Here is a 22,431-nt window from a genome sequence, read left to right as displayed (position 1 = left end):
CTTAGAATTAGTTTTTCTTATGCGTCGATTATAGCGATACAAATAAAAAAAGGCGACCATGGTCGCCTATTTCATACTTATATACTTATAAATCGCTTGCGCTGGTATCGAGTGGTGCAAAGCTTTTAACTAAGTCATCAACCGCTTTCATTTGCGATAAGTAACCTTCTAGCTTGCTTAGTGCTAGTGCACACGGGCCATCACATTTTGCTTCATTCGGATTAGGGTGCGCTTCAATAAATAAACCCGCAATACCTAATGCCATACCACTGCGAGCAAGTTCTGCAGCTTGAGCACGGCGGCCATCCGCAGAGTCAGCTCGGCCACCTGGGCGCTGTAATGCGTGTGTTGCATCAAATATAACCGGCGCCATAGGTTTCATGTCATCCATACCTAGCATATCAACCACAAGGTTGTTATAACCAAAGCTGGTGCCACGCTCACACAGTGCAACATTGTTGTTGCCCGCTTCATTAAACTTTTTAATGATATGACGCATTTCGTGTGGTGCTAAAAACTGTGGCTTTTTCACATTGATGATGGCATCAGTTTTTGCCATAGCAACAACTAGGTCAGTTTGACGAGCAAGGAATGCAGGTAACTGAATTACATCAACCACTTCAGCCACAGGCGCAGCTTGATGCGGCTCATGTACGTCGGTGATCAGTGGCACATTAAAAGTAGATTTAATTTCTTCAAATATTTTTAAACCTTCTTCCATGCCCGGGCCACGGTATGAGTTAATTGAAGAGCGATTCGCTTTATCAAAAGAGGCTTTAAAAACGTATGGAATGTTTAGCTTTGATGTTACTTCTACATAATGCTCAGCAATACGCATCGCTAAATCACGTGATTCAAGTACGTTCATACCGCCAAACAATACAAATGGTTTGTCGTTGGCTAATTCAATCTCGTTAATTTTAATTAACTGGTTGTTCATTTCTATTCCTTAAGGTGCAACAGCTTGTAGCATTAATCCACAAATATAAGCCATGTAAGTACCTACACCATAGCCTAAAACAGCAAGTAAAACACCCACTGGCGCAAGTGACGGGTGGAATGCTGATGCGACAACAGGTGCTGATGCCGCGCCGCCTACATTGGCTTGAGAGCCTACTGCCATATAAAACAGTGGTGCTTTAATTAGTTTCGCGACGATTAACATTAAGCTTGCATGGGTAATCATCCAAATCGCACCAAGTACAAAGTACATTGGCGAGTCAAAAATCGCAGTTATATTCATGTGTAAACCAATTGAAGCAACTAAAATATATAAAAAGCTTGATGCTACTTTTGACGCACCAAAAGCTTCAATATGGCGAACTTTAGTAAACGATAAACTAATACCAATTGTGGTAGAGATAACGATTAACCAGAAGAATTTACTGTTTAAACTATATTCTTGTGCCCATGGGAAATTAGCCCCAAAAAACGGACCTAAAAAGTCGGCACAAAAATGCGCAAGGCCTGTAATACCAAAGGCAATAGCGATAATCGTCATGTAATCATTTAAGGTAGGCATGCGCGCATGCTCAGCATGATACTTTTCTACGCGCTCTTTTAAATCTTCAATTGCACGCGTATCTGCACCTGTTTTAGCATCAATCGCCTTATGGTTTGCTGCCATTAATAAAAGTACAGCCATCCATAAGTTAGCTACTATCACATCAACGGTCACCATTGCAGAGAAGATATCACCACCTACATCAAACATTTCTTTCATTGAAGCTTGGTTTGCGCCGCCACCAATCCAGCTGCCGGCAATGGTCGTCATACCACGCCAAACAGCATCAGGGCCATGACCACCCACCGCTTCTGGGTAAACGGCACTCATCACTAAGATAGCCAGTGGGCCACCGATAACAATACCCATGGTGCCTGTTAAAAACATGATCAACGCTTTTGGCCCAAGGTTTAAGATCGCTTTTAAATCAATACTGATAGTAAGCAAGATTAAACAGGCTGGAAGTAAGTAACGAGATGCTACGTAGTAAACGTTTGATGAATGACCATCAACAATCCCAAATGTATTGAGTAATGATGGTAAAAAGTAGCAAAGCAATAATGCCGGTACATATTTATAAAATTTTTGGCAGGCAGCATTATTACTGTGCGAGGTTTTAAAAATAAACCCCAAAATAACGGCAAGCAAACCAAGTACGACTGCGTCATTGGTAATTAGCGCACTGTGGGCGTCAGTCATAAATGTTCCTTTAAATTAGTGGTGTGTATTATTGTTGTCTTCTATTTCAGCAATTTGATGCTGAATAACTTCGATAGCAGGATCATCTGGGCACTCATTAATAAAGTACTGCAAATCATCACGCGCCATTTTTGGGCAATCTAGCTGATTAAGTAAATAGCCGCGGTCACGACGCTCATACGGGTCATCACCAATTAATTCCATCAGCATTTCAACACAATGCAAAGCATGGCCAAATTTACTTTCGCTGATAAACGACCATTTTTGTTGGGCTAGATACAGCTTATAAAGCTCTTCTTCAAAAATCAGTTCAAGCGGTTCTTGCTCATCACCATTTTCTTCACAGGCATTCTCTGGTGTTATGTACCAACTCTGCTGACCTGTGCTTGGCTCAATTAAATAGCCTTCTTCATCACTCATCCCAACGTGAATGTGCACGTCTCCCTGGCTAAGCGTGACTGTGGCATCAAGTTCAGCATGCTGTAATAAATGACAAAGTAAAATTGCCAGCGTTGTTTGTGTACCACTGCGCATAGTAATGGTATAGCTAAAGCTATTTAACGTATACTCTGGCACTTTTAAGCTTGATGAGCTAAACAGCCATTGCTGATAAAAGGTATCAAGTAACTTATCGAGACGCTCATGTGGCTCTTTTAATTCGGCGCAAAGAGCTGTTACCGTATTTTCAAGCTCATTAAGGGTGTCATAACAGGCTGTTAAATCAGCTTGTTGATCCCACTTTAATTCGGCGTCGATACAACGATAAAGCACTTTAGAAGAAAATGCGTCAAAGGCCTCATCTTGATAGGATTCATTTTGATCTTCAAACCAAGGGGTGGTCATTTATACTGCTACATCTCTTTCAAAAACGAACAGCTAGTTTACCTACTTTTGCCCTAAGTTACCAATACTGAGCGATGAGATATAAAAAAGCGGTACGACAGTCAATGCCATCAAATACCGCCTAGAGATTTGTTATAAAAGAAGTGCTGTTTTTGCAGACGCTAAATAACCAATTGCTAATAAAATAAGCGTGGTTATGGCAAGTAATACAACCTTCGCGCCTTGTGCGCTTTGTTTAGCTGCAACAATACCTAGCACAATATAAGCAACCACTAAGATTATCTTTTCTAATAACCAAGATTGTTCAAGTGGGTTAAAACCTGCCATTACAATCAATGCCACGGCAGAAACAAGCAATAAAGTGTCGATACTGTGGCTGCCAATAAACACTACTTTATTTTTTGCCAGAGCGCCCGTCTTTAAGCGTGAAAAAGAACGAACGTAAAATAAGATAATACTCAACACGGCAAATAACATGTGAGTATGTTTTACTGCTAAATAATCCATATGCCCCTAATTTTATTTTAATTAATCTGGATAACGTACAAGTACGTCTTCTATTTCTTTAACGCGCTGATTAAACACTTCGATTAGCTTAGGGTCAAATTGTTTACCCTGTTGCGCATTAATTTCTTTAACTACATCGTCAAGTGACCACGGCTCTTTATAACAACGCTTATGGCGCAGTGCATCAAACACATCAGCTAAGGCTACAATGCGACCTGCAATTGGAATGTCATCACCTTTTAAACCATTCGGATAGCCTGAGCCATCCCAGCGCTCATGGTGCGCTAACGCAATAATCGCCCCAGTATTAACAATGTCACGATTTGAGTCTTTTAAAATTAAATGACCTTTTTCAGCATGTTGCTGCATAATGGCCCACTCTTCGTCGGTAAGTGGCCCAGGCTTATTTAAGATGGCATCAGGAATACCCACTTTACCCACATCATGCAGTGGCGCAGCTAAGCGAATAAGTTCTGCTTCGCGTTTTGATAGACCATAGGCCATGGCAAGTTCATAACAAATGTGCGACACACGTTTTACATGGTTACCTGTTTCTGTTGAACGTTGCTCTAATGCTTCACTGAGCCTAAATACTAACTCTTGTTGTGTTGCTTCGATTTCAGATTGTAACTGTACATTTTCATACGCCAGCTGTACATTTTGCGAGAAAATTTCAATCAAATGGCGCTGAGTGTCGGTTAAATGTTTCGGGATACCAGAAATAAATAACATCGAGTTGTGATTATATTCACTACTGCAATAGGCAAATAAATAGTTCTCACGATAAACAATGGTTTTTTCACTCAGTGCTTGCTGACAGGCTTGTAATTGCTCCTCATCAAGCACTTCTTCAATCGCCTTGCCTTCACTGCGTTCAAACTCACCTCGCCCTGAAAACACCACTAGCTTCTTTTGGTTATCTTGCGGGTTACTAGCAACTAAACTTGTTGCATACATGGCCTGATCAACGGTACCTAGCAATGAGGTAAGTTGTTGCATTACCCCTTCAATAAAGCTCTCAAGTGAATGAGTCGAGAAAATATCGCGCGATGCTTTAATAATTTTTTCAAGGCCTTGGCGAGATTGCTCAATCGATAAAATGTCACGGTAAGAACGTAAACTCGACATCACCACAGTGAACAGTTTTTGTGCTGTTAGTTCAGTTTTTGATTTGTAATCATTGATATCGTAATTAACGATAACTTGACGCTCGGGTGCTTGCCCAGGCTGGCCTGTACGAAGAATGATCCGAATGTGATTATTTTTTGCGGTTTCACGAATAAACTTAGCAACTTTGAGGCCTGCATCGTCAGTTTCCATAACCACATCGAGTAGTACGATAGCCGCATCTGGGTGCTCTTGAATAACTTGCTTGGCTTCTTCACCCGAATAGGCGCTAATGAACTCTAAACGTTTATCTTGAAATTCAAAGTCACTTAACGCAAGCTTTGTTACGGCATGTACTTCTGGCTCGTCATCAACGACGATGACTTTCCAACTACCCTGAACCACCTCACTTACTTCATCAAGTGCTTCATCCGAAAACAAAAAATCATCCATTCTATGGGATCCTCAAAGGCTATGTACGCACAGTGCGCTTTATTGTTATTTAGGCCATTGTGCTAATGTTACACGGTCATTACCGCCAAGATCTTTAATTGTAAGTATATGGCTATACGACATTTGTGCAAAAAATTCTTGTACCTTCACACTTTGTTTGTAGCCATGTTCTATTAAAAGATAGCCATTTGTTGCTAAATAGTCACGTGCGATAGTAATAATTTGTTTAATATCAGCCATACCGTCGTCATCTGCAACTAATGCAGAGAGCGGTTCAAAGCGAACATCACCTTGGCTTAAGTGCTCATCATCATGTTCAATATACGGTGGGTTGCTAACAATTAGGTCAAACTTTTGTGTACTTACTGCACTAAACCAATTGCTTAACGCAAAAGTGGCGTTGTTAATATTGAGTCGTTGTTTGTTCTCTTCGGCAAGCTCAACTGCATCAGCCACTCTATCAACCCCTGTCACCTGCCAATTAGGCATTTCACTGGCTAATGCCAAGGCAATTGCCCCTGTGCCAGTGCCTAAGTCAAGCACGTTTGCAGCAGAAGGTAGCTCAAGGCCTAAAGCATATTCAACTAACGTTTCGGTATCAGGTCTTGGGATCAGAGTTGTTGGATTAACCTTTAAAGGAAGACTCCAAAATTCACGGAAACCAACAATGTGAGCAACTGGTTCACCATTTAAACGACGCTGACATGCTTGTTCAAAATCACGTTGTTGCTGTTCGGTAAGTTGTTTTTCGGGCCAGGTAAATAAGTAGCTACGAGGTTTATCAAGAATGGATAATAACAGGACTTGTGCGTCTAACTTAGCACTGTCGCTGCTAGGCGTTAATAACGCCGTTGCAGCAACAATTGCTTGTTCAATGCTTTGTGGCACGATTATTCATCGCCCATCGCAGCAAGTAAGTCAGCTTGGTGTTCTTGCATTAGAGGTTCGATAACAGTTCCTAAATCACCGGCCACTACTTCATTCAAACGATAAAGTGTTAAATTAATACGGTGATCGGTAATACGACCTTGCGGGTAGTTATAAGTACGAATACGCTCAGAGCGGTCACCACTACCTACTAAGTTACGACGTTCTGACGCTTCAGCCGCTTGACGCTTTTCATCTTCAGCTTGTTGTAAACGTGCACCTAGTACAGACATCGCTTTGGCACGGTTTTTATGCTGCGAACGCTCATCCTGACACTCTACAACCACACCCGTTGGAATGTGCGTAATACGGATTGCTGAGTCAGTTTTATTTACGTGCTGACCACCGGCACCCGATGCACGGAAAGTATCTACTTTAATATCTGCAGAATTAATCTCAATTGCTTCCGCTTCAGGAATTTCTGCCATAACGGCTACAGTACAAGCTGAGGTATGAACACGGCCTTGCGACTCAGTCTCTGGTACACGTTGTACACGGTGCGCACCTGATTCAAACTTAAGCTGACCATACACGCCTTCGCCAGAGATATGCGCAATGACTTCTTTATAACCGCCGTGCTCACCTTCGTTAGTACTTACTACCTCTACTTTCCACTTTTTAGTTTCAGCGTAGCGGCTGTACATACGGAATAAGTCACCTGCGAAGATAGCAGCTTCATCACCACCAGTACCGGCACGAACCTCTAAATAGACGTTATTATTGTCTTTAGGGTCTTTTGGTAGCATTAGAATTTGGATTTCATCTTCTAATGCAATAATTTGTGCTTTTGCTTCTTTGTATTCTTCTTGCGCCATTTCACGCATATCAGGATCAGAGTCTTTTAACATTTCTTCTGCTGTAGCAACATCATCTTGTGCTTGTTGGTAAGCTAAAAATGCTTTTACGATTTCTTCTAATTCTGAGTATTCTTTAGATAAGGCACGAAAGCGATTTTGGTCGCTGATCACAGAGGGGTCGCTTAGTAGCGCTTGCACTTCCTCATAACGCTCAACTAAGGTTTCTAATTTTCTATAAACAGACTCTTTCATTTAACGACTATTCCTGATCAATACCTAACATTTTCTTTAATTGGCTTAACTCCGCTGCTTCACCTTTTTTAGCAGCATCTTGAATGGCACGGGTAGGTGCGTGCATCAAGCGGTTGGTCAGTTTGTTTGCCAACTCGAGTATTACTTTTTCTGCCTCTTTACCTGCTTGTAGCTGGCCAAGGGCTTTTTCGACAAGTTCTGACTTTATATCTTGTACATCGTTGCGATAATGGCGAATAAGATCCACCGAATCGAGTGAACGCAACCACATAGCAAATTCATCGGTACGTGAGCGAATAATAGCTTGCGCTTGCTCCGCAGCCTGCTCACGGGCGGCGATATTCTCGCTTACTATGGCTTGTAAGTCATCAACAGAATACAAATAGGCAGCATCTAATTCGCCTACTTGGCTTTCGATATCACGCGGTACCGCAATATCGATAAATAACATTGGTTTGTGGCGGCGCTTTTTCAGCGCCTGCTCTACCACCCCTTTACCAATAATGGGCAAGGTACTGGCGGTTGAACTAATAACAATATCGGCGTCGTGTAAACGCTCGGGTAACTGGGCAAGTGCAATCACATCCGCGTTAACCTCACTCGCTAACGTTTTAGCGCGTTCAATGGTACGGTTTGCCACCGTTATTTTTTGCGGATCGTTTTGGTATAAGTGCTTAGCAACTAATTCAATCGTCTCACCTGCACCAATTAGCAGTACATTAGTTTTATCTAGTTTGCCGTAAATATGTTTCGCAAGATTAACCGCGGCATAAGCAACAGATACTGCGCTGGCACCAATGTCAGTTTCGGTACGAACTTGTTTTGCCACTGAAAATGTTTTTTGAAACAAGCGGTCAAAGGTTACACCAATGGCATCGTGAGTTTTTGCATTATGGTAGGCTTGTTTTATTTGCCCTAAAATTTGCGGCTCACCGAGTACTAACGAATCTAGACCACAAGACACCCGCATTAAATGATTAATTGCTTCGTGATTTTCATGATAATAGATATTGTTGCTCAGTTCTTGTTCATCCAAACCATGGAAACTGGCTAACCAGTGCAACAAGGTTTGGGAATTACGCTCGGCAAGGCTACAATAGATTTCAGTTCGGTTGCAGGTCGAAACAATAACCGCTTCATTAAAATGCGCATGACCACTTAATTGCTGTAACGCCTCAGACATTTGCTCAGGCGAAAACGCGACTTTTTCGCGTAATTCTACGGATGCGGTTTTGTGATTTATACCAAGTGCTACGATGGTCATATGTACCAAATATTGCTAAGCCCAGCTGTAAAGGCGTTAATTTTACCAAAAATCAGCGGAATATGGAAAGTAAGGAACGACATTTGATTAAACAATATTTGATTTTATTCATGTTTTTTTTATTTATCGGCGGTTGTGCGCAAAAAATTTCAACGGTTGATTACATTTATCCTGACTGGAAAAGCCAATTAGAACAACAAGCTCAGTGGCAAGTACAAGGCAAAATGGCATTTATTAGTACTGAGCAACGCCAATCTGCCAATTTAAATTGGCAACATGATGAGCAATACAGTGAAATGGTGCTAACCAGCTTTATTGGTACCCGTATTCTGTCTTTAAAGCAAAATGCACAAGGCGCTGAGCTTGAGTACAACGATGATGTGTATACCGACCGTGATGCCTCAATGTTGTTATATCGTTTAACCGGTTTTTCAATCCCATTGGATAATGCCGCAAAGTGGCTAAAAGGCACTGTCGAGAACGATCAAGCCAGCTACGATGAGCAAGGCCGCTTAAAAAGTCTTATCTGGCAAGCACACAATGGTCAACAGTGGCAAATAACCTATTCAGATTACATCAAACATGATGGTTATTGGCTTCCTGTTAAGCTCAGCCTCAAAAACCAAAAAATCCGTATTAAAATTCAACTTAATGATTGGCAGTTAAATTAATCATGACACACGCTTCAACCGCTCCGCTAACGTTAATAGCACCAGCAAAACTAAATTTATTTCTTCATATTAATGGCCGCCGTGAAGATGGCTATCATGAACTTGAAACACTGTTCACTTTTTTAGAGTATGGTGACGAGCTTACATTTACTGTCACTAACGACTCTGAAATTAAAGTAACAGGTGATACAAACGGCATTGAGCTTGAAGATAACCTTATATATAAAGCCGCTCGTTTATTACAACAGTACGGTGATTGTAAACACGGCGTGCGTATCGAATTATTAAAGCGCTTGCCGATGGGCGGTGGTGTTGGCGGTGGCTCATCCGATGCAGCAACAACCCTCCTTGCCCTAAATAAGCTATGGGACTGTGATTTAACGCTTACAGAATTAGCAGAGCTTGGGGTGAAATTAGGCGCTGATGTGCCGGTATTTATTAATGGTCACACTGCCATTGCCCATGGTATTGGCGAGCAACTAGAAAATGTTGAGTTACCGCAAAGTTGGTTCTGTGTGGTGCATCCAGGGCAGCATGTAAGCACCGCGAAAATTTTTACCCATCCTGATTTAAAGCGCGACACACCTAAGCTAAAAGCAGACTGGCAAACAGAAAATTTAGGCAATGATTGTGAGGCTTTAGTTAAAAAGCTCTGCCCCGAGGTTGAAAAAGCCCTGCAGTGGTTGCTAAAATACGCCCCGTCAAAGATGACTGGTACAGGCGCTTGCTGCTTTGCTGAGTTTTCAACCGAGGCACAAGCACAACAAGTTTTAGCTCAATTACCAGAAAAATGGACAGGTTTTGTTGCAAGTAGTGCTACACTTTCTCCTGCTCATACAGCATTAAATGCTCACTTTGAAATGAAGTAACGTACAAGTAAATGTTAACCTGCTTTGGTGCCCACCATAGCCTGTTAGTCCCAAAATTCAGTGCCTGAGGAACCCTACCGTGCCTGACATGAAGCTCTTCGCTGGTAACGCAACACCTGAGCTAGCTCAAAAAGTTGCAAAACGTTTGTATATTGAATTAGGCGATGCTGTTGTTGGCCGTTTTAGTGACGGTGAGATCAGTGTTCAAATTAATGAAAATGTTCGTGGCTCTGACGTTTTCATTGTCCAATCAACCTGTAACCCTACTAACGATAACTTAATGGAGCTTATCGTTATGGTTGATGCCCTACGTCGTGCGTCTGCTGGACGTATTACTGCCGTTATCCCTTACTTTGGTTATTCACGTCAAGACCGCCGCGTGCGTTCTGCTCGTGTACCAATTACAGCTAAAGTAGTTGCAGATTTCCTTTCAAGTGTTGGTGTTGACCGCGTTCTAACGGTTGATTTACACGCTGAACAAATCCAAGGTTTCTTCGACGTACCAGTTGATAACGTATTTGGTAGCCCAGTTCTACTTGAAGATATGAAAGAACGCGACTTCGATGACGTTGTTGTTGTTTCTCCTGATATCGGTGGTGTTGTTCGTGCTCGTGCAATCGCTAAGCTATTAAACGACACAGACCTTGCTATTATCGACAAGCGTCGTCCACAAGCAAACGTTTCACAAGTAATGCACATTATTGGTGACGTTGAAGGTCGTGACTGTATCATCGTTGATGACATGATTGATACTGGTGGCACTTTATGTAAAGCAGCAGCAGCGCTTAAAGAACACGGTGCAAAACGCGTATTTGCTTACGCCACTCACCCAGTACTTTCAGGTAATGCAGCTGAGAACATTCGTAACTCAGTCATTGATGAAGTTATTGTAACTGACTCAATCACACTATCTGATGAGCTGAAAGCAATTGATAAAATCAAAGTGCTTACACTTGCAGATATGCTTGCTGAAACAATCCGTCGTATCAGCAACGAAGAATCTATTTCAGCGATGTTTGAACACTAATCAACATCACTGCAATACTAAAAAAAGCACCGCTTAGGTGCTTTTTTTGTAGTCGTTATTTATTTTCCCCGAAAGGGGTGGTATGATAGCGCGCCTTTTGGCTGGGGACCTTGGTCGCAAAGGCCCTAAGACTATTAATTATTGGAGACATTATGTCAACTTACACATACAATGCAGAATTACGTACAGAAACAGGTACTGGTGCGAGCCGCCGCCTACGCCGTGAAGATAAAGTTCCTGCAATCCTTTACGGTGCTGACAAAGAAGCTGCATCAATCGTTCTTGCACACAAAGATATGATCAAAGCGCAAGAAGACGAAGGTTTCTACACGCACATCCTTACTTTAAACATCGGTGGCGAGTCAGTTGAAGCTATCCTTAAAGATATTCAACGTCACCCGTACAAGCCTAAGATCACTCACTTAGACTTCCAACGTGTAGATGCTACTCACAAACTTCACACTAAAGTGCCTGTACACTTCATCGGTGAAGAGAAAGTAACTAAAGCTGGTAACACTGTTGTTCACCAATTAACTGAAATCGAAATCACGTGTCTTCCTAAAGCACTTCCTGAGTTCGTTGAAGTTAACGTTTCAGATTTAGTAGCTGGTGATTCAATCCACCTTTCTGACCTTAAACTTCCTTCAGGTGTTGCATCTGTTGAGCTAACTAAAGGCGCTGATCACGATCAGTCAGTTGTTACTGTTAAAGCTAACAAAGCAGCTCCAGCTGAAGAAGAAGCTTCAGAAGACGCTGCAGAATAATTTTTAAGGTGTAAACACCTTGAATTCTATTCAAATGCTTGTGGGCCTGGCTAATCCAGGCCCCGAATACGCAAACACACGCCATAATGCAGGTGCTTGGTTCATCGAAGAACTGGCTGCACGTTATAACTGCACACTCAAACATGATCCTAAATATCACGGCCTCACTGGCAAAGTGATTATTCAAGGCCAAGAATTTAAATTACTGATCCCTACAACTTATATGAATTTAAGTGGTAAGGCGGTGAGTAGTCTCGCTAATTTCTTTAAAATCCCTGTTGAGAACATTCTCGTTGCTCATGACGAAATGGACTTAGATCCTGGGATTGCAAAACTTAAAAAAGGTGGCGGCCACGGCGGTCATAATGGTTTAAAAGATATTATTGCGAAAATGGCAAACCAAAAAGATTTCATGCGCCTTCGCATAGGCATTGGTCATCCAGGTCACCGAGAAATGGTAACAGGCTGGGTGCTAGGTAAAGCCGCGAAAGACGATCAAGAAAAAATGGACGCCGCCGTTGACGAAGCAGTTCGTTGTATGGAAATACTTGCAAAAGATGGTGTGTTAAAAGCACAAAACAGACTACATTCATTTAAACCTTAATCCGTTTTAATGAAATTACACAAGGTATCTTACTATGGGTTTTAAATGTGGCATCGTTGGTTTGCCAAACGTTGGTAAATCAACTCTATTTAATGCACTAACTAAAGCGGGTATTGAAGCCGCTAACTTCCCTTTCTGTACCATTGAGCCTAACACGGGTGTGGTACCGGTTCCTGATGCGCGCTTAAATGATCTAGCCGCTATCGTAAATCCTCAGCGTATTTTACCAACGACGATGGAATTCGTTGATATTGCCGGTCTAGTAAAAGGCGCATCGAAAGGTGAAGGTTTAGGTAACCAATTCCTAGCAAACATTCGTGAAACAGATGCGATTGGTCACGTTGTTCGTTGTTTTGAAGACGAAAACATTGTTCACGTTGCTGGCACAATTGACCCTGCTGATGATATCGATGTAATTAACACCGAATTAGTACTTGCTGATATGGACAGTGCAGATAAAGCGATTGTTCGTAATGCTAAGAAAGCAAAAGGCGGCGACAAAGACGCTAAAGAGCAAAATGCTGTTTTAGAAAAAGTAAAAGTACACTTAGATGAAGGTTTAACGTTACGTTCTTTAGAACTAACAAAAGAAGAAAAAGCAGCGATTAAGCCGCTTAACTTCTTAACAATCAAACCGACCATGTACATTGCGAACGTGGCAGAAGATGGTTTTGAAAATAATCCTTACCTAGACAAAGTACGTGAAATTGCCGCTGCAGAAGACGCCGTTGTTATTCCAGTATGTGCAGCGATTGAATCTGAGTTATCTGAACTTGAAGAAGAAGATAAGTTAGAATTTATGGCTGACCTAGGTTTAGAAGAGCCAGGTCTTAACTTAGTGATCCGTGGTGGTTACGAGTTACTTAAATTACAAACCTACTTCACTGCTGGCGTTAAAGAAGTACGTGCTTGGACAATCCCAGTAGGTGCCACTGCGCCACAAGCTGCGGGTAAAATCCACACTGACTTTGAGCGCGGCTTTATCCGTGCTCAAACTATCGCATTTGACGACTACATTGAGTTTAAAGGCGAAAGTGGTGCTAAAGATGCGGGTAAGATGCGCCAAGAAGGTAAAGAATACATCGTTAAAGACGGCGATGTGATGAACTTCTTATTTAACGTATAAGCATATTCGCTCATTAGATTTTAAAAGGCTCGTTATTACGAGCCTTTTTTATTGCCTAAATATTCCTAAAACATCAAAGCATGATGAGTGATACTTTTGCTGCCTTGCCTTTGCTTGCTCTCTTTAGTGATGTATTGTCTATTTATGCTGAGCGGTGAGTCGTATATCAACACGTCGAAAGCAAAATGAGTAATAACGACAATTAAATAAGGGGAATTTCAAAGCTCGCAGCCAATTTTGCAACCTATTGAGTGCTCGATCAGCAAATTGTGCATTTTAAAATTAAAAATAAGCCCCCTTAGTGACAAAATGGCCTGTATAAATTCATTCGCTTTCGCTTTTTTGTGTTTAAATCAGCTAAAAGATCACACTAACTAATTTTGACACTTGATTTTTGTATGAAAATCAAGCAACTTTAAATGTACGTTTTAAAACTCTTACAATGTGTTTGGGAATTAAACTCATAAATTGCAGTCAAAAAAACAGCAATTTAAATGAAATTTCGCCACTTAGCTTAATTTTAATGCAAACAAACACTGATAAGCATTTTTTTGCAAAAAAGGTGTTGACGGATTTAGGTCATATCAGCATAATACGCCCCGCACTCAGCGATGAAGTGCTAACAAAAAAGATGGCTAAGTAGCTCAGTTGGTTAGAGCACATCACTCATAATGATGGGGTCACAGGTTCAAATCCCGTCTTAGCCACCATTCTTTTGTTGCTCAATGAAGAGTTTAAAATAACTACCAGTACTTTAAGTACGAATGATGCGGGAGTGGCGGAATTGGTAGACGCGCTGGATTTAGGTTCCAGTAACTTCGGTTGTGAGAGTTCAAGTCTCTCCTTCCGCACCATGTTCTTGATAAGAACTCAAACTATCAAGCTTTTGTTGGGATATCGCCAAGCGGTAAGGCAGCAGGTTTTGATCCTGCCATTCCCAGGTTCAAATCCTGGTATCCCAGCCACGATGGCTAAGTAGCTCAGTTGGTTAGAGCACATCACTCATAATGATGGGGTCACAGGTTCAAATCCCGTCTTAGCCACCATTCTTTCTTTAGAATGGCTCTGCAGGAGTTAAAGCTGCACTCAATGAAGAGTTTAAAATAACTACCAGTACTTTTTTGGTACGAATGATGCGGGAGTGGCGGAATTGGTAGACGCGCTGGATTTAGGTTCCAGTAACTTCGGTTGTGAGAGTTCAAGTCTCTCCTTCCGCACCATGTTCTTGATAGGAACCAAAACTATCAAATTATTCTTTGTTGGGATATCGCCAAGCGGTAAGGCAGCAGGTTTTGATCCTGCCATTCCCAGGTTCAAATCCTGGTATCCCAGCCACTTTCTTAAAGTGATAAAGAATGCTCAATGAAGAGTCTAAAATAACTACCAGTACATTAGTACGAACGATGCGGGAGTGGCGGAATTGGTAGACGCGCTGGATTTAGGTTCCAGTAACTTCGGTTGTGAGAGTTCAAGTCTCTCCTTCCGCACCATGTTCTTGATAAGAACCAAAACTATCAAATTATTCTTTGTTGGGATATCGCCAAGCGGTAAGGCAGCAGGTTTTGATCCTGCCATTCCCAGGTTCAAATCCTGGTATCCCAGCCACTTTCTTAAAGTGATAAAGAATACTCAATGAAGAGTCTAAAATAACTACCAGTACTTTTAGTACAAATGATGCGGGAGTGGCGGAATTGGTAGACGCGCTGGATTTAGGTTCCAGTAACTTCGGTTGTGAGAGTTCAAGTCTCTCCTTCCGCACCATGTTCTTAAGTAGAACTAAAACTCTTCAAGTTTAGCGTTGGGATATCGCCAAGCGGTAAGGCAGCAGGTTTTGATCCTGCCATTCCCAGGTTCAAATCCTGGTATCCCAGCCAACTACTTACTTCCCTTTCAAGTTTCAAGTTTCAAGTTTCAAGTTTCAAGTTTCAAGTTTCAAGTTTCAAGTTTCAAGTTTCAAGTTTCAAGTTTCAAGTTTCAAGTTTCAAGTTTCAAGTTTCAAGTTTCAAGTTTCAAGTTTCAAGTTTCAAGTTTCAAGTTTCAAGTTTCAAGTTTCTCCAAAGTATATTCGGTAATTTTTAGCACAAAAAAACGGGCTAATTTTCATTACCCCGCTTCTTTGTCTTTTGTACGATTAACTTGATGTCCCGCTGATCGCATACTTTAAAACCCAGTTTTTTGCAGGGCCTGTGTTATTAGCAAGCTTTAAAAACTTACTGCGCACCCAGCTCAGTGGTTTAATCTCGTTTGAAAAACCAAAATAACACGCATCCATCATGCTCATCATCAGTAAATTAGCGTGGCGGCGTTTTTTCTCGTAGCGCTTTAATAACGCTTGCTGACCAACATCAGGTTGATCTGCCAAAATATCTGCCAGTGCTACAACATCTTGAAAGCCTAAGTTCACACCTTGCCCAGCAAGCGGGTTAATTGTGTGCGCCGAATCACCCACTAAAACTAAACGTCCGTGCGAATAATCATTGGCATGTTGGCGTGCAAGTGGAAAAACAGCATGCTCAAGTAACTCAAAATCGCCCGGTAATTCAGGGAAATGTTCAATGAGCTTTGCTTTAAGTTGCTCATTCGACAATGTTTGCCACTGCTTTAAAACCGCAGCATCGTGATAACAAATTAAATTAGCATAAGGCGCCTGCATCGGTAGAAACGCTACGGGCCCGGTTGGCGTAAATTGTTGCCACGTTTTTACCTGCTGCGGGGCATCTAATTTGATTAACACGCCCATGCAATGCTGGCCATATTGCCAACCCGTTACACCTAAACCAGCTTTAGTTCGCAATTGTGACTGTCCACCATCTGCAGCAACAACTAAATCAGCGGTATATTGAGTATCGCCATAATGTAAGGTGATTGAATCAGCCGTTTGAGTAATATCCGTAATGGCTGATAACTGCTCTATCACTTCGATGTTGTACTTGGCGAATTGCTGCCAAAGACTTGCTTGAATTAAATTATTTTCGATTAAATGACCTAAATGCGTTTCGCCTATCTCATGGCTATCAAACAATAAATTCTCGCCTTGTTGCTGGTAGGCCTCTAGTTGTTGATAAGGTGCAATACGATTGCGTCTTAGTAACGGCATTGCACCAAGCTCATCAAGTAAATTCTCTGAAAAACGATTAATAGCCGAAATGCGAATATCTACCTTATCTGAGCTTAAAATGTGATCAGCATCGATAAGGTGCTTTTCAATAACGGTGACATCCCTACCCTGCTTAGCCAGTTTTACAGCAGTAGCAGCACCTACCATGCCGCCACCGACAACAATTACCTTATTTTTATTCATTTAATATTCGCTCATTTGGCTATTTAAATACGGGATAAATTGTAACGTAATTCAATATTGTGTGTCAGTGCATTTACCGCTTATGAATTTCAAAACAGTGACTTGTTTGATTTCACACCACAAAGATAAAAACTATACTTGGATCTGTGCGGGTATCCAGCTAAAATACGCGTCCTTTAAGTCGGCATACTTGCCACTTAATCCTGTTTCTAACACATTTTTGTGTCACTACCGAATTGAAAACGAGGCTATATTTCAATGAGTAAAAAGCTGCATATTAAAACCTGGGGTTGTCAGATGAACGAGTACGACTCTCAGAAAATGGCTGATCTACTAGATGCGACTAACGGCTATCAGTTAACTGAAGAAGCTGAAGACGCTGACGTGATCTTACTCAATACCTGTTCAATCCGTGAAAAGGCACAAGAGAAAGTATTCCATCAGCTTGGCCGTTGGAAACTATTAAAAGACGACAAACCTGACTTAATCATTGGTGTTGGTGGCTGTGTTGCATCGCAAGAAGGTGACTCAATTCGTCAACGTGCACCGTTTGTTGATGTAATCTTTGGCCCGCAAACATTACACCGCTTACCTGAAATGATTAAGCAAGTGCAAAGTGGCGACAGCAGCTCGGTAGTTGACGTTTCATTCCCTGAGATTGAAAAGTTCGACCGTTTACCTGAGCCAAAAGCGGAAGGCCCAACTGCGTTTGTATCAATTATGGAAGGTTGTTCTAAATACTGTACATTCTGCGTAGTACCTTACACGCGTGGTGAAGAAGTAAGCCGCCCACTTGATGACGTATTACTTGAAGTTGCCCAACTTGCAGAGCAAGGTGTTCGCGAAGTAAACCTACTTGGTCAAAACGTAAATGCGTATCGTGGTGAAACTCACGACGGTGAAATTTGTTACTTCTCTGACCTACTACGTTATGTCGCTGCGATTGACGGTATTGACCGTATTCGTTACACCACATCACACCCTGTAGAATTTACGCCAGATATCATTGATGCGTACGCAGACGTACCTGAGCTTGTTGACCACCTACACTTACCAGTGCAAAGTGGTTCAGACCGTGTTCTTAACCTTATGAAACGTGGTCACACTGCACTCGAGTACAAATCTACGATTCGTAAGTTACGTAAAATTCGCCCTAACCTAAGCATGTCTTCAGACTTCATCATTGGTTTCCCAGGCGAAAGCAAAGCGGACTTTGAAGCAACTATGAACCTTATCAATGATATTGGTTTTGATATGAGCTTTAGCTTCATCTACAGTGCGCGCCCTGGTACGCCTGCTGCTGATTTACCAGATGACGTAACAGAGCAAGAGAAAAAAGAACGTTTATACATTCTGCAAAACCGTATCACGCAAATGGCGCAGCAAATCAGCCGCCAAATGTTTGATACCGAACAGCGTATCCTAGTTGAAGGTCCTTCTAAGAAGAACCCAATGGAATTACGTGGCCGTACTGAGAACAACCGAGTGGTTAACTTTGAAGGCCCTCACTCAGTGATCGGTCAATTCGTTGATGTACGTATTACAGAAGCATTGCCAAACTCTTTACGTGGTGAATTAATTCGTACAGAATCAGAAATGAACTTACGCCGTGATGTGGCACCTTCAGCGATTTTAAATAAAGCTGCTGAAGCTGAGGCTGCTACGGCCCCTAACGAAATTGGCGTTGCTACTTTCGTACCTTAGGGTGACATTTGGTGCAGGCACAGCCTGCACCCATCAATAGGAAGCAATTTTGAGTAATCAGTTAAAAACATTAGAGATTTATTTAGAACCCGCCGACAACAAACGCCTTTCATCTTTATGTGGTCCGTTTGACGAAAACATTAAGCAAATTGAACGCCGCCTTGGTGTTGAGATTGCACACCGTGATAATTTCTTCAGAGTAACCGGTAAACTGCACCTTGCAGCTGCGGCTGTTGAGATACTAAAAAACCTCTATATTGAAACTCAACCTATTCGCGGCCTGATTGGCGAAATTGAACCTGAAGCCGTACATTTGGCAATTAGCGAATCAAATGCGCTTGAGCAAGATGAAAACCCAGGTGTATATGGCAAAGACATGGTGATTAAAACTCGCCGTGGCGTTATTAAACCGCGCAATGATAATCAAGGCGTGTATGTTGCAAATATTTTGCACCACGATATTACCTTTGGTATTGGCCCGGCCGGTACAGGTAAAACTTATTTAGCGGTTGCTGCAGCTGTTGATGCCTTAGAGCGTCAAGAAATTCGCCGTATTTTATTAACCCGTCCTGCGGTTGAAGCAGGTGAAAAGCTAGGCTTTTTACCAGGTGACTTAAGCCAAAAAATCGACCCGTATTTACGACCTTTATACGATGCGTTATTTGAAATGCTGGGTTTTGAACGAGTTGAAAAACTGATTGAGAAAAACGTGATTGAAGTTGCGCCCCTTGCCTACATGCGTGGCCGTACGCTTAATGACGCATTTATTATTCTTGATGAAAGCCAAAACACCACAGCAGAACAAATGAAAATGTTCTTAACCCGTATTGGTTTTAATTCAAAAGCGGTGATCACGGGTGATATTACACAAGTCGATTTACCGCGCGGTGCCCGCTCAGGCCTACGTCATGCCATCGAAGTATTAAACGGTGTAGATGAAATTAGCTTTAACTTCTTCCAATCACACGATGTGGTTCGCCACCCGGTTGTTGCTCGTATCGTTGAAGCTTATGAGCGTAACGATGAAGCAGAACGTTTAAAACGTGCTGAAAAGCAACGTGCGAAAGAAGCGCAAGCAAACCAACAAGAAGCAAACTCGTGACCGAATTAGATTTACAAATAGCCTGTGAGTTTGACGACTTACCAAGCTTTGAACAATTCCAGCTATGGGCTGACAAAGCCCTTAGCAACTACCGTGAAGATGCAGAGCTGACCATAGTGATCAGCGATGAAACACAAAGCCAGCAGCTCAACAATGATTACCGTGGCAAAGATAAACCGACTAATGTCTTATCTTTTCCGTTTGAAGCACCACCGGGCATTGAGTTACCTTTAGTAGGTGATTTAATCATTTGTCCGGCTATTGTTTTAGCCGAATCAATTGAGCAAGAAAAAACCTTTCACGACCATTTTGCCCATATGGTTATCCATGGATGCTTGCATTTACTTGGATTTGACCATATAAAGGACGAAGATGCACTTGAAATGGAAAGCATAGAAAAGCAATTACTTGCCGATCTGAACATCGCTGACCCATATCGAGACGATATTTAAATTAACGGAGCAATTAGACGCAATGAGCGACGACAACTCGCAAACTAGCCAGGGTTCTTCTGGCAAAACGTGGCTGGGCCGCATAGCCCAAATGTTGCAAGGGGAACCCCAGAATAGAGAAGAGCTGGTAGAAGTAATTGCCGATGCGCAAGAACGCGACCTTATCGACCCTGAAACCAAAGATATGATTGAAGGGGTGCTAGGTGTATCAGAGCTGAAAGTGCGGGACATCATGATCCCACGCTCGCAAATGGTAACCTTAGAGGTTGATACACCATTAGAAGAGCTATTACCTATGATGGTTGATTCAACACATTCACGTTTTCCTGTGGTATGTGAAGACAAAGACCATGTTGAAGGTATTTTATTAGCAAAAGATTTATTACCACTGATCATCAATAAAGATGAGCAACTGCCTTCTTTACGTGAATATTTGCGTCCTGCAGTTGTAGTGCCTGAAAGTAAACGTGTAGACACGCTGCTTAATGAGTTCCGTCAACAACGTTACCACATGGCGATTGTTATTGATGAGTATGGTGGTGTGTCTGGTCTTGTCACTATCGAAGATATCCTTGAAATCATCGTTGGTGAAATCGAAGACGAGCACGATGAAAGTGAAGACCTACAAGATATTCGCCAAGTTGCAAAACACGTTTACGCTGTGCAAGCGTTGACCGAAGTTGATGACTTTAACGAGTATTTTAAAACTGGTTACAGCACCTCAGATGCTGACACCATAGGTGGTATTGTTTTACATGCATTTGGCCACATGCCAAGCCGTGGTGAAACAATCGAGGTAGAAGGCTTACAATTTAAAGTCACTAACGCAGATAACCGCCGTATCTTACAATTGCAAGTCACCATTCCAAAGGCTGATGATAACGACAGTGAAGAAACTGCTAACTAACCTAAGTCACCTTGCAAAAGATAAAAAAGCCTGGCTCGCACTTGTTGCGGGCCTCTTTTTAACCTTAAGTTACGCCCCCTATAACCTATGGTTTATAACTTTTCTTTCCCTTGGTGCTCTACTCTACTGCATTAACCCTCTCGCAAACGGTAAATTAGCCGCTAAACAAAGTGCTAAATATGGCTTTATATTTGGTTTAGGTTGGTTTGGTGCAGGTATAAGCTGGGTACATGTTTCAATAGCGACCTTTGGTGGCATGCCATTAATCGCATCACTTTCGTTAATGGTGCTGCTTTGTGCTTATTTAGCCCTTTATCCTGCATTAGCTACTTGGCTGGCAACTCGCCTTGCTAAAGGCCCATATAGCTTTATATGTTGGTTACTCGCCGCTATAGCAACCACAGAGTACTTACGTGGCACATTGCTAACGGGCTTTCCGTGGCTGAGTTTTGGTTATACGCAAACAGACAGCCCACTTAATTTTTTAGCCCCAGTGATTGGTGAGTTTGGGATTACGCTTGTATGTATGTTAATTGCGTTTGCTTTATATCACCTAGCTAGCAAAGATGGCAAACCACTTATCGCCTCTGTAGCTCTATTAGCTGGCTTATATACGATTGCAAGCAGCAGCCAGCTACACTACCAAGACAAAACCATTAAAACAGTACTGGTGCAGGGCAATATTAAACAGCATCTTCGCTTTGAGCCGTCTGAGTTTTGGACGACTATGAGCAAATACCAAGATATGACTCGCCTACATTGGAATGCTGATTTAATTGTTTGGCCAGAAGCTGCTGTGCCTGAACTTGAAGCTTTATCAACCGAATATTTAACAGGCCTTGATAGTGCCGCAACCTTTAATGACACCGCGCTTATTACCGGTATCGTTGATTACCAATACGACACGCGTAACATTTTTAATACCTTAATAGTGCTTGGTAAAAAAGAACCCGATGACAGTGAAGGCCACTATCAATATTTAGGTAAAAACCGCTATCAAAAGCATCAGTTATTACCTATTGGTGAGTTTGTGCCGTTTCAGGACTTCTTGCGTCCAATTGCGCCACTGTTTGATTTACCTATGTCATCTTTCACTCGTGGCGATGAAGTGCAAAACAATTTACGCGCAAATGGCTTAAATATTTTACCGGCTATTTGCTATGAAATTGCTTTTTCTGAGTTGGTTCGTGGTAATTATCGCAGTGACTCCGACATTTTATTCACGGTGAGTAACGATGCATGGTTTGGTGACTCTCACGGCCCGCATCAACATATGCAAATAGCACGCATGCGCGCCCTAGAGTTACAGCGCCCACTAATTCGTGTGACGAATAATGGTATTAGCGCCGTTTACGACCCTATCGCTAAATCACAATTAGCTATGCCACAATTTAAAGCTGATGTACTTGAGGCCAATATCACTTTAATCAAAGGCGATAGTATTTATAGTCAATACGGCAATTGGCCAGTGTGGGCGGTAGTGATGTTACTCAGTGCTGTTGGTTTGCTTGTTAGGGTTAAGAAATAACAATTAAAAAAGGCTTCATGATG

20 protein-coding genes and 10 tRNA genes are annotated in these 22,431 nt (G+C 42.0%); 21 read left to right on the top strand and 9 right to left on the bottom strand.

Annotated features, from left to right (window positions below; translation table 11 throughout):
- Positions 1–85: 85 nt before the first annotated feature.
- The 8 genes from kdsA to hemA form a co-directional block, all read right to left on the bottom strand.
- On the bottom strand, positions 86–940 hold the full coding sequence (gene kdsA / locus KQP93_RS06700) for a 3-deoxy-8-phosphooctulonate synthase (protein ID WP_217876421.1): 855 nt from the start codon (positions 938–940) through the stop codon (positions 86–88).
- A gap of 9 nt (positions 941–949) precedes the next feature.
- Positions 950–2,203, bottom strand: coding sequence for a DUF819 family protein (locus KQP93_RS06695; RefSeq protein ID WP_217876420.1), 1,254 nt, complete (start codon positions 2,201–2,203; stop codon positions 950–952).
- A 15-nt stretch (positions 2,204–2,218) separates the two neighbouring features.
- Positions 2,219–3,046 carry a tetratricopeptide repeat protein gene (locus KQP93_RS06690; protein ID WP_217876419.1) on the bottom strand — a complete coding sequence of 276 codons (828 nt, stop codon included), beginning with the start codon at positions 3,044–3,046 and terminating at the stop codon, positions 2,219–2,221.
- A 132-nt stretch (positions 3,047–3,178) separates the two neighbouring features.
- A complete protein-coding gene (locus KQP93_RS06685; RefSeq protein WP_054561812.1) occupies positions 3,179–3,553 on the bottom strand; it encodes a SirB2 family protein in 375 nt (124 codons plus the stop codon).
- A gap of 21 nt (positions 3,554–3,574) precedes the next feature.
- A complete protein-coding gene (locus KQP93_RS06680) occupies positions 3,575–5,113 on the bottom strand; it encodes a DUF3369 domain-containing protein (protein ID WP_217876418.1) in 1,539 nt (512 codons plus the stop codon).
- 45 nt (positions 5,114–5,158) lie between these two features.
- The gene (gene prmC / locus KQP93_RS06675; RefSeq protein ID WP_217876417.1) at positions 5,159–6,001 is read right to left on the bottom strand and encodes a peptide chain release factor N(5)-glutamine methyltransferase; all 843 of its coding nucleotides are present in this window, start codon (positions 5,999–6,001) and stop codon (positions 5,159–5,161) included.
- Positions 6,002–6,003: 2 nt separating this feature from the next.
- Positions 6,004–7,089, bottom strand: coding sequence for a peptide chain release factor 1 (gene prfA / locus KQP93_RS06670; protein WP_217876416.1), 1,086 nt, complete (start codon positions 7,087–7,089; stop codon positions 6,004–6,006).
- A gap of 7 nt (positions 7,090–7,096) precedes the next feature.
- On the bottom strand, positions 7,097–8,353 hold the full coding sequence (hemA, locus tag KQP93_RS06665; RefSeq protein ID WP_217876415.1) for a glutamyl-tRNA reductase: 1,257 nt from the start codon (positions 8,351–8,353) through the stop codon (positions 7,097–7,099).
- Positions 8,354–8,436: 83 nt separating this feature from the next.
- Between hemA and lolB the strand changes: the two genes are divergently transcribed.
- The 16 genes from lolB (at position 8,437) to KQP93_RS06585 (ending at position 15,288) form a co-directional block, all read left to right on the top strand.
- A complete protein-coding gene (lolB, locus tag KQP93_RS06660; RefSeq protein WP_217876414.1) occupies positions 8,437–9,024 on the top strand; it encodes a lipoprotein insertase outer membrane protein LolB in 588 nt (195 codons plus the stop codon).
- Positions 9,025–9,026: 2 nt separating this feature from the next.
- Positions 9,027–9,893 carry a 4-(cytidine 5'-diphospho)-2-C-methyl-D-erythritol kinase gene (gene ispE, locus KQP93_RS06655; RefSeq protein ID WP_217876413.1) on the top strand — a complete coding sequence of 289 codons (867 nt, stop codon included), beginning with the start codon at positions 9,027–9,029 and terminating at the stop codon, positions 9,891–9,893.
- A gap of 79 nt (positions 9,894–9,972) precedes the next feature.
- Positions 9,973–10,920: a ribose-phosphate pyrophosphokinase gene (locus tag KQP93_RS06650; protein WP_054551652.1), complete on the top strand. Its 948-nt coding sequence runs from the start codon at positions 9,973–9,975 to the stop codon at positions 10,918–10,920.
- 152 nt (positions 10,921–11,072) lie between these two features.
- Positions 11,073–11,684, top strand: a complete 612-nt coding sequence (locus KQP93_RS06645) for a 50S ribosomal protein L25/general stress protein Ctc (RefSeq protein ID WP_130167046.1) — start codon at positions 11,073–11,075, stop codon at positions 11,682–11,684.
- Positions 11,685–11,703: 19 nt separating this feature from the next.
- The gene (gene pth, locus KQP93_RS06640) at positions 11,704–12,288 is read left to right on the top strand and encodes an aminoacyl-tRNA hydrolase (RefSeq protein WP_082389177.1); all 585 of its coding nucleotides are present in this window, start codon (positions 11,704–11,706) and stop codon (positions 12,286–12,288) included.
- A gap of 34 nt (positions 12,289–12,322) precedes the next feature.
- Complete coding sequence (ychF, locus tag KQP93_RS06635; protein ID WP_055196903.1) at positions 12,323–13,414, top strand: redox-regulated ATPase YchF; 1,092 nt, start codon at positions 12,323–12,325, stop codon at positions 13,412–13,414.
- A 633-nt stretch (positions 13,415–14,047) separates the two neighbouring features.
- Positions 14,048–14,124: transfer RNA gene (locus KQP93_RS06630), tRNA-Met, on the top strand.
- Between the two features lie 59 nt (positions 14,125–14,183).
- Positions 14,184–14,268 (top strand) — tRNA-Leu (locus KQP93_RS06625).
- Positions 14,269–14,304: 36 nt separating this feature from the next.
- Positions 14,305–14,379: transfer RNA gene (locus KQP93_RS06620), tRNA-Gln, on the top strand.
- Positions 14,380–14,383: 4 nt separating this feature from the next.
- Positions 14,384–14,460: transfer RNA gene (locus KQP93_RS06615), tRNA-Met, on the top strand.
- 89 nt (positions 14,461–14,549) lie between these two features.
- A tRNA-Leu gene (locus tag KQP93_RS06610) sits at positions 14,550–14,634 on the top strand.
- 40 nt (positions 14,635–14,674) lie between these two features.
- A tRNA-Gln gene (locus KQP93_RS06605) sits at positions 14,675–14,749 on the top strand.
- A 70-nt stretch (positions 14,750–14,819) separates the two neighbouring features.
- Positions 14,820–14,904, top strand: a tRNA-Leu gene (locus KQP93_RS06600).
- A gap of 40 nt (positions 14,905–14,944) precedes the next feature.
- Positions 14,945–15,019, top strand: a tRNA-Gln gene (locus tag KQP93_RS06595).
- Positions 15,020–15,090: 71 nt separating this feature from the next.
- A tRNA-Leu gene (locus tag KQP93_RS06590) sits at positions 15,091–15,175 on the top strand.
- Between the two features lie 38 nt (positions 15,176–15,213).
- Positions 15,214–15,288 (top strand) — tRNA-Gln (locus KQP93_RS06585).
- A gap of 257 nt (positions 15,289–15,545) precedes the next feature.
- Here the strand turns inward: KQP93_RS06585 and KQP93_RS06580 are convergent.
- On the bottom strand, positions 15,546–16,715 hold the full coding sequence (locus tag KQP93_RS06580; protein ID WP_217876412.1) for an FAD-dependent oxidoreductase: 1,170 nt from the start codon (positions 16,713–16,715) through the stop codon (positions 15,546–15,548).
- Positions 16,716–16,973: 258 nt separating this feature from the next.
- On the opposite strand from KQP93_RS06580, the gene miaB reads away from it, so the two are divergent.
- From miaB to lnt, 5 genes are read left to right on the top strand one after another with little or no spacing between them, the layout of a single operon-like run.
- The gene (miaB, locus tag KQP93_RS06575) at positions 16,974–18,419 is read left to right on the top strand and encodes a tRNA (N6-isopentenyl adenosine(37)-C2)-methylthiotransferase MiaB (RefSeq protein ID WP_217876411.1); all 1,446 of its coding nucleotides are present in this window, start codon (positions 16,974–16,976) and stop codon (positions 18,417–18,419) included.
- Positions 18,420–18,468: 49 nt separating this feature from the next.
- Entirely contained in the window at positions 18,469–19,521 is a 1,053-nt protein-coding gene (locus tag KQP93_RS06570) for a PhoH family protein (RefSeq protein WP_054551658.1), read from the top strand.
- The gene (gene ybeY, locus KQP93_RS06565; RefSeq protein ID WP_217876410.1) at positions 19,518–19,973 is read left to right on the top strand and encodes an rRNA maturation RNase YbeY; all 456 of its coding nucleotides are present in this window, start codon (positions 19,518–19,520) and stop codon (positions 19,971–19,973) included. The genes KQP93_RS06570 and ybeY overlap by 4 nt, the downstream gene beginning before the upstream one ends.
- A gap of 22 nt (positions 19,974–19,995) precedes the next feature.
- Positions 19,996–20,880, top strand: coding sequence for a CNNM family magnesium/cobalt transport protein CorC (gene corC / locus KQP93_RS06560; RefSeq protein ID WP_054551660.1), 885 nt, complete (start codon positions 19,996–19,998; stop codon positions 20,878–20,880).
- Positions 20,861–22,408 (top strand): apolipoprotein N-acyltransferase, encoded by a 1,548-nt coding sequence (gene lnt / locus KQP93_RS06555; RefSeq protein ID WP_217876409.1) that lies wholly within the window; start codon positions 20,861–20,863, stop codon positions 22,406–22,408. The genes corC and lnt overlap by 20 nt, the downstream gene beginning before the upstream one ends.
- The last annotated feature ends 23 nt before the right edge of the window (positions 22,409–22,431 follow it).

Origin of the sequence: Pseudoalteromonas shioyasakiensis, assembly GCF_019134595.1 — a bacterium.
GTDB classification, from domain to species: domain Bacteria; phylum Pseudomonadota; class Gammaproteobacteria; order Enterobacterales; family Alteromonadaceae; genus Pseudoalteromonas; species Pseudoalteromonas shioyasakiensis_A.
Note: the sequence above shows the minus strand (reverse complement) of the source record. Positions and strands in the feature narration are given on the sequence as shown.

Coding starts and splice junctions, on each gene's coding strand:
- kdsA (WP_217876421.1), bottom strand. CDS start 940: ATGAACAACCAGTTAATTAAAATTAACGAGATTGAATTAGCCAACGAC.
- KQP93_RS06695 (WP_217876420.1), bottom strand. CDS start 2,203: ATGACTGACGCCCACAGTGCGCTAATTACCAATGACGCAGTCGTACTT.
- KQP93_RS06690 (WP_217876419.1), bottom strand. CDS start 3,046: ATGACCACCCCTTGGTTTGAAGATCAAAATGAATCCTATCAAGATGAG.
- KQP93_RS06685 (WP_054561812.1), bottom strand. CDS start 3,553: ATGGATTATTTAGCAGTAAAACATACTCACATGTTATTTGCCGTGTTG.
- KQP93_RS06680 (WP_217876418.1), bottom strand. CDS start 5,113: ATGGATGATTTTTTGTTTTCGGATGAAGCACTTGATGAAGTAAGTGAG.
- prfA (WP_217876416.1), bottom strand. CDS start 7,089: ATGAAAGAGTCTGTTTATAGAAAATTAGAAACCTTAGTTGAGCGTTAT.
- hemA (WP_217876415.1), bottom strand. CDS start 8,353: ATGACCATCGTAGCACTTGGTATAAATCACAAAACCGCATCCGTAGAA.
- ispE (WP_217876413.1), top strand. CDS start 9,027: ATGACACACGCTTCAACCGCTCCGCTAACGTTAATAGCACCAGCAAAA.
- KQP93_RS06645 (WP_130167046.1), top strand. CDS start 11,073: ATGTCAACTTACACATACAATGCAGAATTACGTACAGAAACAGGTACT.
- ychF (WP_055196903.1), top strand. CDS start 12,323: ATGGGTTTTAAATGTGGCATCGTTGGTTTGCCAAACGTTGGTAAATCA.
- KQP93_RS06580 (WP_217876412.1), bottom strand. CDS start 16,715: ATGAATAAAAATAAGGTAATTGTTGTCGGTGGCGGCATGGTAGGTGCT.
- miaB (WP_217876411.1), top strand. CDS start 16,974: ATGAGTAAAAAGCTGCATATTAAAACCTGGGGTTGTCAGATGAACGAG.
- corC (WP_054551660.1), top strand. CDS start 19,996: ATGAGCGACGACAACTCGCAAACTAGCCAGGGTTCTTCTGGCAAAACG.